General features: G+C 52.8%; 9 protein-coding genes. 2 read left to right on the top strand and 7 right to left on the bottom strand.

Annotated elements, in window-relative coordinates:
• Positions 1 to 27: 27 nt before the first annotated feature.
• Positions 28 to 3,528 (bottom strand): T9SS type A sorting domain-containing protein, encoded by a 3,501-nt coding sequence (locus tag P2W70_RS21880; protein ID WP_276483664.1) that lies wholly within the window; start codon positions 3,526 to 3,528, stop codon positions 28 to 30.
• Positions 3,529 to 3,790: 262 nt separating this feature from the next.
• Here P2W70_RS21880 and yiaA point away from each other — a divergent pair, with 262 nt between their 5' ends.
• Positions 3,791 to 4,267, top strand: a complete 477-nt coding sequence (gene yiaA / locus P2W70_RS21875) for an inner membrane protein YiaA (RefSeq protein ID WP_276483663.1) — start codon at positions 3,791 to 3,793, stop codon at positions 4,265 to 4,267.
• A gap of 66 nt (positions 4,268 to 4,333) precedes the next feature.
• Here yiaA and P2W70_RS21870 read toward each other — a convergent pair whose 3' ends face one another.
• On the bottom strand, positions 4,334 to 5,200 hold the full coding sequence (locus P2W70_RS21870) for a hypothetical protein (protein ID WP_276483662.1): 867 nt from the start codon (positions 5,198 to 5,200) through the stop codon (positions 4,334 to 4,336).
• Positions 5,201 to 5,417: 217 nt separating this feature from the next.
• On the opposite strand from P2W70_RS21870, the gene P2W70_RS21865 reads away from it, so the two are divergent.
• Entirely contained in the window at positions 5,418 to 6,527 is a 1,110-nt protein-coding gene (locus P2W70_RS21865; RefSeq protein ID WP_276483661.1) for a hypothetical protein, read from the top strand.
• Here the strand turns inward: P2W70_RS21865 and P2W70_RS21860 are convergent, their stop codons facing one another.
• The 5 genes from P2W70_RS21860 to soxC form a co-directional block, all read right to left on the bottom strand.
• Positions 6,528 to 7,097, bottom strand: a complete 570-nt coding sequence (locus tag P2W70_RS21860; RefSeq protein WP_276483660.1) for a porin family protein — start codon at positions 7,095 to 7,097, stop codon at positions 6,528 to 6,530. It abuts the gene before it with no gap.
• Positions 7,098 to 7,366: 269 nt separating this feature from the next.
• Entirely contained in the window at positions 7,367 to 8,323 is a 957-nt protein-coding gene (locus P2W70_RS21855; RefSeq protein ID WP_276483659.1) for a cyanophycinase, read from the bottom strand.
• 30 nt (positions 8,324 to 8,353) lie between these two features.
• Complete coding sequence (locus tag P2W70_RS21850) at positions 8,354 to 9,697, bottom strand: RagB/SusD family nutrient uptake outer membrane protein (protein WP_276483658.1); 1,344 nt, start codon at positions 9,695 to 9,697, stop codon at positions 8,354 to 8,356.
• A gap of 19 nt (positions 9,698 to 9,716) precedes the next feature.
• Positions 9,717 to 12,905, bottom strand: coding sequence for a SusC/RagA family TonB-linked outer membrane protein (locus tag P2W70_RS21845; RefSeq protein WP_276483657.1), 3,189 nt, complete (start codon positions 12,903 to 12,905; stop codon positions 9,717 to 9,719).
• A gap of 36 nt (positions 12,906 to 12,941) precedes the next feature.
• Positions 12,942 to 14,228: a sulfite dehydrogenase gene (soxC, locus tag P2W70_RS21840; protein WP_276483656.1), complete on the bottom strand. Its 1,287-nt coding sequence runs from the start codon at positions 14,226 to 14,228 to the stop codon at positions 12,942 to 12,944.
• Positions 14,229 to 14,239 lie beyond the last annotated feature (11 nt).

The raw sequence follows: 14,239 nt of genomic DNA, 5'->3' as shown, positions 1-14,239 counted from the left end.
ACCATTACGGCGCACGCAAGGCAAGACTTATACTTTAAGAATTGTTCTTCGGATCATATGCCCGGCCTTCAGGTCTCGGATAAGGACGATATATACCCCCGGCTTTAGGGTCGATGCATCATAATCGAACGTCGTCGTAAAAGAGGTTCCGGATAAAACAGTTCTGCCCGATGCATCGGTGATACTCACCCACAAGCGGGTAAAGTTACCGGAGTAACGAATGTGCAGTGCATCGGTAACAGGGTTAGGACCAACGGAGATGTTCCCATTCAGCGCCGGATCATTGATCCCCGTAGAGATCACCGCAACTGGCTCTGAAAGAACACTGGGACATTGAAAAGGGCTGGTCACCATGACGGCATAATTGCCAGGTGTGGCCGCAGTATAGCTTGCATAGTTGGCCCCCGCAATGAGTTGGCCATTCAGGTACCATTGATAACTTAAAGCAGATCCGGTTGAAAGGGTATTGCCAGTCTGTACGATCACAGGCTTGGGTGGTTGTGGGTAAACCGTCACCAACTGTCCCTGCACGGACCTGGCTATGCATCCTGCAATACTCCGTACTTCAACCTGGTAATGTCCGGGGAGTGTAGTGGTAAACTCTTTTGAAGTGGCGCCCGCTACCAAAACATTATCGCGGTACCATTGAAAACTTCCGGTAGCGGAAGTGATTAGCCTGACTGATCCGCCTTCGCAAAAATTAGACTGTCCCGCACTTACGGTAACAAAGGGCTCTGACAATGCAGGTGCTACAGAAACAATAACGGTGTCATAAGCGATACAACCACCAGGGTTGGTAGCCGTCAGGGTATAATAAGTTTGATCATTCGGATTGACTGTTGGCTGAGCCTGATTGGCATTGTTTAAGAAATAGTCAGGGCGCCAGGAATACGATATGCCTGCAACAGGTGCCGCGCCGATGACCACCCCCTGGCCACCGGAACAAATCATCGTGTCACGGCCCTGGGCTATGGTAAACCGGCTACAGTCCTGGATACGGTTGGTAAGCCTGTAAACAAAGGAATTGGCCGAGCCGTAGTTTTCACTCATCCGCAGGTTGGTGCCGCCACACAACAAGATCTCTCCGGTAGGCGCGAGTGTCATGAGGCCGGGAAGGTCACGCCGCTTGTCGAGGTTTGAAAAAGTGAGTGTACCGCCATTGCCAAAGGTTATATCCTCCGACCCATTTTCCAGCAGCCTGGATATAGATATTTGCGATCCATCCTCCCAGTCGTTGGTCGATATGGAGGTGCCGTGAAGGATAATCTTTCCGTCTGCCTGCAATACAACATCACTATTGAACCCAATACCAATATTAGCTTTTACGCCGTTCTTGCCGAAAGAATAATCCAATTTGCCGGTGGAGTCAAACCTAGCTACGCATTTACCTGTAGAATGGGCGGCACCCGCCAACACGATTTTACCATCAGGTTGAACTGCAATCGAAGCCGATTGATTGACTGCGATTATTTTAGTGGAGGTGAGGCCGGCGTAGCCAAAAGTCGAATCCGGCAAACCGTTGCGTGTGTAGCGAGCGACACCAAAGAAAGGTAAATAATAAGGTGTATTGTCGCCCGTAAAAAGGATTTTGTCGTCAGCTTGCAGGCAGATTCTATTGGTCGTTATCTCTTCTTCCGTCGGGTTGATTTGGAAACGACGTTCCTCGATCCAGCCCCCTTTTCCAAAACTGCTGTCGATACGACCGTCTGGCAGGATACGACCAACCAATGGTCCATCTTTTATATAGGTTAGCCTGTTATAAGCACTCGCGGCTACGATAATCTTTCCATCCGATTGTAATCCGAGGCCATACGGCGAGATTTGCAGCGAGTCGGCACGTCTGATCACTTGCCGGCCACCGGCACCAAAGGCGGGATCCAACTGACCATTTTTCTTCAGTTTATATAAAACGCATTGCCTGCCCAGGCTGACAAGGTCTTTTTCCCAGGATAATATCACCAGGTTCCCGGCCTTGTCTTGTTTAATATTCAGCGCGTATTGCCCGTCCCGTTGTTGCAACAGGTCAGGATTGTGTGGATACCGGCCACGGGTGGTAAGATAAACGACTCCCTGCTCTCCAAAGGAAGAGTCTATGTTACCGCCAGGTTCATAACGCACCACGGCGACGCTGCTGTAAGGGCCATTAGAGATAGACCCCGCTGTTATAAATTTCCCGTCTTCCTGTGATAAGATATCTAACGCCACATCATCAACCGGCTGCTCGATGCCCACATATCGGCTGGTTACACCCCCAGTCCCAAAAGATCGATCGGCACTACCATCTGGCAGCAGCCTTCCGGCGGCAACACCATATCTTCCATTGGCAAAGTCGTAGCCTGCAACCACAACAGATCCATCTTGCCCCTGAGAGGCCACCAGGCCCTCGAAAGCATGGGTGCCGGTCTCGATGAAAGCCTGCCCCGATTGCCCAAAGCCCGGATCGAAATCTCCGTTGGGAAGGAGCCGGAGAACGCCAAGTTGCCGTACCCCCTGGGTGTTGATCAGGGTGCCGCCGAAAATAATCTTGCCATCGGGCTGTAGCTGAAACGACACGAGGTCTTCAGTAAAGAAACGGATATCAGGAACTTCCAGTTTCACCGTGCCATTGTTGCCGAAACTCAGGTCCAGCTGGCCAGACGGCAGCAACCTGGAAATTCTTACCTGGAAAGTATCCCTGTTGGAGGGACTATACCATATGCATTCATAGAGGCGTTCCTGCTGATCGACTGAAAAAAGGACGTTGTGGTGAACCGAGAAGCCTTCATTGGCAAGATACCCGTCTTTACCAAACGTACTGTCTAGCACACCATTGGATTTCAGGCGCATCACGTAAGGGCCATCTGAAACAAAAGGCCAGGTTCTATTGTAGCCCGCCACTACCACCTTATCATCTGCAAGCCGGTGCACCAGCCGCGGCATTAATTCATAGGCTGTTTTTTGATAATGGTTGAAGCTGCGGTCCAGCGTGCCATCAGGCAGTAACCTGAACACTCTTCCACTATGTTCTGTGGTTACCAGTAACTTGCCATCTGGTTGCCACTCGAAATCGCCCAGCCCGCCCGAGGTAAAATGAATACCCGTTCCGTTGAAGCTACTGTCTGGTCGTCCATCGATCATATAACGGCATATGGCCAGGTTGTCCGAAGAATATTCGGAACTTGTACCTCCAACCAGTAATCGTCCGTCGGGCAACTGAATGATCTTGGTAACGCGATCCATGCTTTCTGTACGCTGTAGGGGGGTATATACAATGCCATGGATACCAAAACTGCTGTCTGGTTGACCATCGGCCTTAAACCGGGTGAGGAAAAATTGGTGCTCCCGTTGGGTGCCTGTTACCATGGCCCCACCGCCGACCACCACCTTCCCATCGCGTTGAATACACAGGGCTTCTACATAAAAGGGCGGAAAGCCAAAGTTGCTGATCAACTTGCCACCGTTGGCAAAAGAGGTATCGAAGCGTCCGTCCTGGGCAAACAAGCCTTGAAAGAAAAAGAGAAAACTGAAGAGGAATGCGGTTCGGGTCATAAGGTCAGCGAACAAACGGGTAAATATCGGATTTGTTCAAGCGCCAAAATAGTGGCAAAAACTGACTGTTCAAAATAGGTGACCCGAAAAAAAAGGAAAAATTTCGTCTATTCATACCATATAGAGAATTTCCCTTTTGGCGCCTCACCTTTCAAACATCAGCAGTAATTGGGCCTCTTAACAGTTCAAAAGCCACTTTTTGACACTTGTCAAAAAAACGAGGTCGTCCCGCTGGTAGTTTTGGGTCACCTAAAACAAACATATGGAATCTAAACAGACCCTTGCTCCTTCAGCTGCCTTTATCGCCGCCTCCTGGGTGGCCCTCTTTGCCGGCGTAATTGCTTACAATGTAGGCTTATGGAATGCGGCTATGGAACTGAATGAAAAAGGATACTATTTCACGGTGCTCATGTTTGGTCTCTTCTCTGCCATCTCCGTGCAAAAGTCGGTGCGTGACCAGCTCGAAGGTATACCGGTTACCAACCTGTACTATGGCATCGCCTGGTTTACGACGATCTTGTCGATCCTGCTACTCACGATCGGACTGTGGAATGCCGAACTCACACGGAGTGAAAAAGGTTTCTACGCCATGTCTTACACCTTGAGTGTGTTCGCCGCCATCGCCGTACAAAAGAATACCCGCGATGCGAAAGCCAGCAAGGACGAAGACAAAAACAAGAACAGCAAATCAAATCCGGTCAACTATACCACCACGGCGGGCGATAAACAACATTTCTAAGCCATAACAAAAAGGGGCTGACACCAGTGATGGTATCAGCCCTTTTTCTGTAATATCCAAAACCGCCTACATCCCCGCAATAATCTTTTCATAGTAGTTTACACTATGCGGAAGGTCGATCTCCACCACCTTCACAAAATTGGCTTCCAGCAGGTCCAGTTTGAAACGGGAAGAGGCGGCAAAGGGTTTGGGAATATAATAGTAGATGGTGTTGCTGATGGTGATGCGGCGATTAAGCCGTAGCTGCCGTGCCCGGAAGGTAAGCAGCCACCAAAGATCGGTTTCTACAAAATCAAGCGTGGCACCTAGTATATGAATGTCTTTCAAAAAGAAGAGGTCGGCCCAGGATTGGATCGTTAATTTATCGGGCTTCTCCATTCTTTTAACGAAGGGCAATTTATTGTTCGATGCATTGGCGTAATTGGTAGCCGTTGCCACATAGTTCCGCATCTGTTGCAGTTGGCCGCCATAGTGTTCATACCCTAAATTGATGGTGATCGGGTAGCGGCAGTCTCCATGCAGGTGCCAGTAAGTGGTGCCGCCAATCGTATACTTCCTGAAAACGCTGTACAGTTTTTCCCGTACCAATCCTTCATTTTGCTTCGGCGTTTTTCCTTCCAGTAAAAACTCGTAGTTCAGGGTCATGACATGGGCCGGCGCCAACTGCTGGATCATCACATGCACCTGGTTGCGCGCTATATCAGATACTTGTTTCCCAATGAAGGTTTTCAACTCCACCTCTTTAACGATGGCCTGCGACTGCAGCGCGGCCGCAAAGATCTCTTCATAAAACAAGGGAAAAGGCTTGCTCTTGTCTTTCTTGATCGAGGTACTGCCGCAATAGTGAATGATCTTATCCAGCAGGTCTTCCCAACTAATGCCTTTCGACATCGTATTCACCCCATTGCCGATCAACAATGCTATGTCCTTCATGATTGGAAATTTGATGGGTAGTGCGCAATTGCACGCAGCCGAAACAGGACCCTAATGTAAACGCTCATGGCGGAAATACATACCGTAAAAACACGGTAATTATAAAAAGGCCATCCCCCCAATCCGCCGCTCCGGTCGAGCTATCGAGCAATTCGTCAAGGTAGCACCCAAACGTGCCGCCGCTTACCGGTACCTTACAGGCCAAATAAGCAAGCCCATGAAATGCTGGCCCTTCCTGTTATTCGCCGTGATCACCAGTGCCCCGGCCGGGGCACAGCGCATCCACGCCACCGATAAAACGGCCTGGAACCCTGCGCCCACTAAAGGGTATTCGTTACAGCGCGCCGCTTATTTTGGCTTCACCCCGCCGCAACAAGCCCTCATGCGCGCAAATATGGCGAAAGTCATGGAACAGCTACACCAGACACCCGTACTCCATCCGCCCAGGGGCTATGCTGCCAACCTCTACGCCACGCTCTGCGAGTACGACTGCGAAGGCAGTAAACTCCTCACCGGCGAATCGACCATCGTCTTTCTCCAATATACCCGCAAGCCCAATAGCACCGTGGTAGAGCGGGCGCCCGAAGGGCCTTCCCTGCACGTCTGGTTCAACAGCATCTCCCGGATCGTCAGTAACATCGGATTGGAAAAAGACGCCTTCTTCGAAGAGCCCTACGTCACAGATACCCGGCAGGGATTTTCCGTGTATGGCCCATTTGTGGCCATCACCCGGGGTGCTGAACCGCTCTTCGTACCCATCACGCGCGAACAGTATCTCAAGGCGGAAATCAAACAGGCTAAAGAAAGAGTAGAAGGAATCAGGAAGACGGCCGCCGAAGGGTCACCGTACCAACAATGGCTCAAAACAAAAGAGGAAGCCATCAAAGGCGCCCTCGAAGGATTTGCCTGGGCCGCCAAAATAGATCCCGCCAAAGCAAAGGCGGACAAAGAGAAATTCCTGAAAGGCATGCAGCAGCAGGAAAGTATGTACAAAGCCAGCGAAGCCGGCTACTTGAAAGAACAGCAAGGCATGATCGACAAAGCGACCAACGAATGGAACCACTTGCAGGAGGAACTCGCCAGCCTGACGCCCACACAAAAAGCAGCCCCGGTAACAGGCCCCGGCGGACGAACCTACGTTCAAGCCAATCCCAGGTACTTCAATACCAGCCTGCCGGCGTCATCGGTTCAACTGCTGGTGATCGACCTGTACAAGTACGGACAAGGGCATCATCTCTACAATACGTTTTCCGATGCAGATAAATACCTGTTCAGCACCCTACAGGAAACCGTTGACCTGAAAGCCCTGCAGGCATTGCTGCAATAGCTACAACCCAAACCGCATCCCCACATTGATAAACAAACTACGGGCATTGCCCACGTCTACCTGCGTATCACTCACCTTACTCAGCGACCATTCATACTGAACGTCCATGAACAGGTTAAAGATATCGGCACCAGCCCCGGCAAACAATCCCCAGGTGGCGGTCTTGAACGAGGCTTTATCCAGGTCATCCACCCCCGTCAGGAAAAAAGCCGATACACCCGCCATGGGGCGTACATTCACCAGTTTCTTCACCTTGCCCAGCAGGTTATAACCCACCGCCACCGGGATGCGGATACCGCTCATCTTGTATTCAATATCCTGGGCATTCGATTGGTTGGTCTGATATTCCGTGCTCTTGTGTGTCCAGTAAATACCCGGCTCCAGGTACCATTTGCCACCAATGGCCACACTGCCACCGATCTGGTAGCCTACCTGCGATTTATATTGACCCGTACCAGGGTCTTTGGAGAAGTCCGTAAAGTTGATACCCAGCGCAGGCTTGATCTTGATCTGACCCATACAGATAGTCGCATTCAAAGCCATGCACCCAATAAGTAGTAAATAGCGCATACAATGATTTTTTTTAGCCACCGGCCTTCACCAATGGGGTAAGTAAATGAATGATGGATACAGCAGCCCTGCAAATCGGGGACCAGCCTCCGGGGCAACCCGAAAAGAATAGTAGTCGATGGATAGCTAAGGTATTCTGTTTTAACCATTCCCCGAAAACGGGCTTGCCCGTACACGTAAATCCCCCGGCTTGCCAAAAAATAGTAAAGTCCCGGTGTCTACCGGGACTTTTGTTATGTAAGGGCCGAAAATGCCACGTCGCTATATGCCTATTGCCCCTCGCTGCCGCGTGGCCTGTCGATCACCTGCCGACCCAACAGATCATACTTTTGGCCCTTGCCGAGAAAAAAGAAGTCACCCGACACGGTACCAGTATTCGAATTGGCCGCCGTCGCGGGTGCCTGCTTGCCAAAACGTGCTGCATCATAGATCGCCACATACGAAGCACCGATCACCTCAAACGTATTCTGTTGTACCACAATGGCAGTACTTTCATCGATCCCGATGCCCAGCAATTCTGGCTTTTCTTTGATCAGGCCGATCAGGTCAAACTGCCGGTTACGCCGCAACACATGCTGGTCGATCGCAACGTTGTGAATAAAGTCCAGCCCTTCCAGGTGATCTCCCACCAGGATGGTATTGCCCTTCGTATCGCCCCGAAACAGGAAAGCCCCCTGGATCGTAGCACCGGCCGAAGTACCCCCAATCACACCGCCACGGGCCAGTACGTCTTTGAATGCCTCATGCGATTTGGTATGCAGGTAGGCATCCGCGATCTTCCACTGCCGGCCGCCATTGAACCAGACACCCGTGGCCTTTTTCAACGGCGCTACAAAAGCATCGGTATTGGCCACCTTCGGATCGCGGGTATGCAGGATCGTCACGTCCTTCACGCCCAGTGCTTCCAGGGCCTCTTTCTCCGAAGAGCGTCCCCGCGCAATCGCCGAATCATCACCCGCCGTAGGGATCACCACGATATGGGCATTGACGCCTCCCGCCGCTTCAATAAACCGGTTCCAGATCTCCGGTCCCAGTTTGCCGCCACCCACAATGACCAGTGTACCCCGCTCAGGCCCTACAAAACCGCCTGGTGCAGCAGAAGTAGTCCGCGCCGCTGCGGCAGTACCATTGTTGGCTGCCAGACCATTGCCCACGCTGCCACCTGCCTGGGCCAGGGCCGCACCGCCCGCCAGGAGCAATGCCGCCAGAAGTGATGAATTACGCATATGTATGATTGATTAGTGTACAATGATTGATTAGTAACCAGGATTAGGGTCCAGCGATTGATCCGCCAGCAATTCAGAAGCCGGGATCGGCCACACCAGCTTGTTAGGGTCGGTAACCTTTAGCACGGTGACCACACGGCCCGTACGTACCAGGTCAAACCATCGGTCTGCTTCAAAAGGAAACTCAAACCGCCGCTCCTGCTCGATGGCCAATAGCAGATCTCCTTCAGTAGTCGCGGTGGTGCCGGTCAGTCCTGCCCGGTCACGTACCGCATTCAGATCGGCGATGCCCTCCACCAGCTTTTGTTGCTTGATGCGCGCCTCTGCGCGGATCAGGTACAACTCCGCTACGCGGATGATATACGACGGGTCGGTACCCGCTGGATTGCGGTAATACAGCTTGCCATACCACAGATTGCCGGGAGGCGCTGTCTGCGCGATCAGCGAACTCCGGTTACCACCAATCGTGGCATTGTTCAAGGCTGTCACCAGTTCTGCATTCGGTGCCCATTCACGACGGCCCCCCAGCGCGGGCGGCAGGAACCAATTGTAATGCCCGTTCTTGAAAGAATTGGTATAACCGATCTCAAACACCGACTCTGCCGTCAGTGTCGCATTGTTGGCAAAGAAGGAGTTGTAGGGTTTCAGCAATTTGTAATTGGCTGCGTCGTCGATCACTTTGCTCGCAAAGCTCTCCGCTTTCGCCCAGTCCTTCCGGTAAAGATAATACCGCGCTTTGAGCGCGAACGCCGTCTTCTGCGTAACCCGGTTACGGGTGACCGTCGTAGGCAGCAACGGCTCCGCCGCCTCCAGGTCACTCAGCACCTGCGCATACGTCTGGTCCAGGCTGCTGCGTTTGATGCCCGACTGATCACTTTCCTTGTAAGTAGGCTTCAGGATCAGCTGCACACCACCCCAGCCACGCGCCAGGTCGAAATAAGCCAGTGCCCGGATAAAATAGGCCTCTCCCAGAAACTGGTTGCGCTTCGCCTGCGTAAACACCGGGTCTTTGATGTTGGGAATATTATCGATCAGGTAATTCGCCGACAGGATCGTGCGGTAGATCGCCGTCCACGACGAAGCAATATTACCATTGTCGGCCTGCAGCTGCCGGTTGGCGATCTGCTGCGGGGCCGATTGCGATCCCGTCCATTGTATATCGCCGCCCGACAAATAGGAGAGGGCAATAAAGTTGGACCCATAATACCCATCACTGCCCAGGCGATTGTACAAACCGTTCAGCGCAGTCTCCGCACTGCCCGCATCTGTAATGGCACTGCCCGCATCCACCTGCTGATCCGGTTGCACATCCAAAAACTTGTTGCACGAGGCCAGCAGCAATACCACCGGCAACGCTATGATCATTCGTTTCATCGTCTTCATCATTTAATAGTTAGAGAGTCAGGTTGAGGCCAAATTGAACCGTCCGTGGTTGTGGTGGAGTGCCCAGGTCATAACCCTGTACATTGGGGTCGGCGGTCACGTTCACCTCGGGATCGGGGCCCTGGTATTTCTTCCACAAAGCCAGGTTGGTACCACTCAGGTATATCCGCGCACTCGAAGCGCCTACCTTGCGCAGCAAACCCTTCGGCAGGGAATAACCCACCGTGAGAGAACTCAACCGTACAAAAGAACCGTCTTCGATAAACCGCGTGGTCGGACTCAGCGTATAATTCTGTCCCAACGTCGTGATCCTCGGTACATCGGTGATGTCACCCGGTTTCTGCCAGCGCGTCAACTGGTTCTTGTTGATTGCCCGGCGATCATCCCTCGTGCCGCCCGACTCATGGAAGAAGCGGTTGTTGTTATAGATCTTGTTACCAAACTGGAAGTTGACAAACACCGACAGGTCAAAACCTTTATAGCTGACACTGTTGTTCAAGCCACCAAAAAACTTCGGTTGGGCATTGCCCACGATCTGGCGATCATCCGCCAGGATCTTACCGTCCTTGGTAATGTCTTCATAAACGGCATCACCCGTCTGCGGATCGACATACAATTGCTTGTACGCAAAGAACGAATGCATGGAATAGCCCTGGATCATGCGCTCAGCCGCATACGAAGCATCGATGGGAATACTGAGCTTTTCGATCTTGTTGATGTTTTGCGCAATGTTGAAATTGGTCTGCCAGGTAAAGTCCCGGCTGCTGATGTTCACACTGCTGATGCCCAGCTCAAAACCTCGGTTACTGATTTCACCGGCATTGCCGGAAATAGATCCAAAACCCGTGCTGACGGGAAGCGGACGGCTCAGCAAGAGGTCCGTCGTATATTTATCGTACACATTCAGCTCTACGTTCACGCGGTCATTCCACAGGCCCAGGTCAAGGCCCAGGTTCACCTGCCGGGTTGATTCCCAGCCCAGGTTGGCATTGGCCAGTTGGAAAGGCACGGTACCGGGATTGTCGAGGTAGTTGGAACCTGCGGTCCACAAGCCACGCCACGCAAAATCACCAATGCCGCTTTGGTTACCCGTAAGCCCCACATTCGCCCGGATCTTCAGGTCGCTGATCAGGTCCACATCACGCAGGAAACTTTCTTCTTTCGCACGCCAGGCAAGACCCACCGAGGGGAAATAGCCCCAGCGGTTGTCTGTACCGAAACGCGAAGAGGCATCGGTACGTACATTCACTTCGGCAAAATATTTACCGCTGTAGTTGTATTCCGCCCGGGCAAAGAAAGAAGCCTGCCGGTTGCTGGTACGGCTGGAGGTAGCCGTAGTAGTCGCTGCAGAGGCGATCTGCTTGTAGGCATCACTGGGGAAATTGGTGCCCTGGGCCGACGTCACGGTAGACGTGCTGCCTTGTACCGAGTTGCCTGCCAACAGGGCCAGACTATGCTCCCCACCCACCTTCGCACGGTAGGATAGGGTGTTCTCATTGACCCAGATGCTGTTCTTGCTGATGCTCGATGTAGCCAGGCCCTTGCTCGCACTGCCGCGATTGGTCAAGCTGTTCCAGTATTCAAATTCGGAATAGTCGTTGTAATCGATGCTCCAGCTGCTGCGGAACTTCAGGTTTTTGGTAATGTCCACCTCGCCATACAGGTTGCCGATATAGCGGATACTCGTGCTGTTCATATCGGTATACTTGATGAGGATGTCCAGGTTGTCGAAGCCGGCCCACTTGGCATACGTGCCATCATCGTTGAATTTGGGCAGGTAAGTAGGTGTGTGCAGGGCAGCCTGCAGAATGCCGCCCTGCGGACCATCACCCACCCGTGCATTCGTACGGTAAGAGCGGGAGAGCGAGTTACTCGTTCCGATATGCACTTTATCACTCAGTTGTTGGTCTAGGTTCAGTTTCAGGCTCGCCCGCTGGTAATCATTGGTGCGCAGCGTTGCCTCTTGTTTGTTATACCCTCCGCCAATATAGTAACGGGTCTTGTCATTGCCGCCCGAAATATTGAGGTCATAGTTTTGCAGGATGCCGGTACGGAAGATATCGTTCAGGCGATCGTACGTAGGCTGTTCTTCCGGCAGGCCCCGGCCTCCTTCCGATTTGGGGCGGAAGGGCCGCGTAGCAGCAGGTTTCCCATCATTGACCCAGGCTTCGTTGATGATGGTAGCATGTTCCGGTCCACTCACCAGATCCCACAGTTCAGGAGCCCAGGCGGCGCCCACATAACCATTGAAGTTCACCTTGGCCTTCTGGTTGTACGTGCCGCGTTTGGTGGTGATCAGTACCACGCCGTTGGCGGCCCTGGCGCCATAGATGGCAGTGGCCGTAGCGTCTTTCAGTACGCTGATCGATTCAATATCCGATGGGTTGATATCCGCCAGGGGATTGTTGGCCTGCCCTTGCGTAGTGATCCGTTGTAGCGATTGGTTGTTGATGAACACGCCATCGATCACATAGAGTGGGTCATTGCCCGCGTTGATGGAAGTAGTGCCGCGGATGCGGAAGAAAATGCCATCACCGGGTACGCCCGTATTGGTGTTTACCTGCACGCCAGCAATACGTCCCTGCAATTGCTGGTCAAAACTCGCGGCTGGTTTGTTTTTGATGAGATCGGCTTTGATGGTACCTACAGAGCCCACCAGCGACTTTTTGTTCTGGGCACCATAACCCACTACTACCACTTCATTGAGTGATTTGGACCCTGCTGCCAGTGATAGCACCAGCGAAGAGCGGTTGTTGACCGGTTCTTCCAGTGAGCTATAACCTACATTGGAGATCAGCAGCACGTCGTTGCCCGCCACCTGGATCGAGAATTCGCCACTGGCATTGGTGGTAACACCCTGACCCGTTTGCTTCGATTGCACCGAAACGTCCTGCACCCCTTTGTTGGTGGATGCATCGCGTACAACACCTTTCACGGTGATCGCCTCCTGTGCCAGACCGATAAAGGGTAATAACAACAAAGACCACAGCAGCCAGCCCAATCGCCGTTGAGCCCGGCGGGTGCGTAGATTGGTGCGCAGGCCTCGACGGGAAGGGGTGGCAGGATGGTTATTGAATGCGCCTATCGGAGAACTGGCGTTCGCGCCGGCGTCATGCGTTGTTGGTAGACCGGTGCCATGACTCCGTCGCCCACGGTTGTCGACCTGGGCCACAGCGATTAGTAATGGTTGATTATGCATACGATTGATTTTTACAAGTGTTATTGATTGAGCAGCTTATTTCCATTTTTCTGGTTTGAACAGTACACGACCATCTCCCTTGATCACCCACGCCGTCACGGGATTGAGGTGATAGCCACCCATGTCGCGCCCACGAGCCTGCAACAACTGTTGCATAGTAGGTTGCGTATAGCCCGTGTCATCGGTCACGCGGCTGGCGATCTCCGTTGCCCGGCCATCCCATGGCCATAGGTACCGGAAATACGTGTGCGCCTTGTCGAGTACCGGTTCCTGCAGGCGCGCCGTTTGCCAGTGTTTGCCGGCATCGGTGCTGACCTCTACTTTCACTACTTTGCCACGACCACTCCAGGCCAGTCCGCGTATCTCGATCCAGCCCTTCTCTACCTGTTGCGGAAAAGAGGGGAACGTGATGATCGATCGCGCATCCATATCGAAACTGAATTGCCGGATCTTCCCATCCTTGATGGGCTCTGTATACTTGGAGGTCTCCTCCCGGGTCATCCAGGGTTTGTCACCTACTTCAATACGACGAATCCATTTTACATTGGTATTGCCTTCCCAGCCGGGCAGGAACAGGCGTGCTGGATAACCTTGTTCCGGCCGCAACGCTTCTCCATTTTGTCCATAAGCGATCATCGCATCTTCCCAACCCTTGTGGATCGGTACACTCCTTGTCATTACCGCAGCATCCGACCCTTCGGCCAGGAACCAGGTAGCTTTGGGATGAATGCCCACTTCGCGAAAAAGGGTCGACAGCATCACGCCCGTCCATTCGGCCTGACTCGTCAGTCCGCAGATATCCTGGGGTGTCATCTCTTCTTTGTTACCGCGGAAATTGCCCGAGCATTCGAGGAAGGCGATGCGCGATACGGAAGGAAAACGCTTGAGGTCACGCAGCGTAAATACCATGGGCCTGTCGACCATGCCATGGATAAGCAGTTCGAACTTAAGTGGGTCGATCACGGGCACACCGCCATGACTTCGCTCAAAATGCAGGTCACTCGGCGTGATGATACCGTGAAAGTCTTGCAGGGGTGACCGGGATGAAGTGTCGGTCGGTTTCTTTTTCAGTTGTTCGAAGCCAGACCGGGTACCGAGGGTGCCATGCACGGCTCCTTGCACCTTGGTTGCATCGGCGGGCACAACAGGAGCGCCGGCCTTGGCAACGGGCGTCGCAGCAGGCACTGCCGCCGGTACCAGCTGGCCGCCGCTGCTTTTGACGAGGGCGATGGCTACCGCAGAAGCAGCCGCGCCCAGTATCGTGCGGCGATGAATTTTCTTGCCTGCACCAGGTTCGGGTTGATGGTTATCGGAAGTCGACATAGTTAAGTGTT

The sequence above is a fragment of the Paraflavitalea pollutisoli genome (assembly GCF_029360705.1).
Classification (GTDB): domain Bacteria; phylum Bacteroidota; class Bacteroidia; order Chitinophagales; family Chitinophagaceae; genus Paraflavitalea; species Paraflavitalea pollutisoli.
The sequence above is the reverse complement of the archived record's forward strand: the minus strand, read 5'-3'. Positions and strand labels throughout refer to the sequence as shown.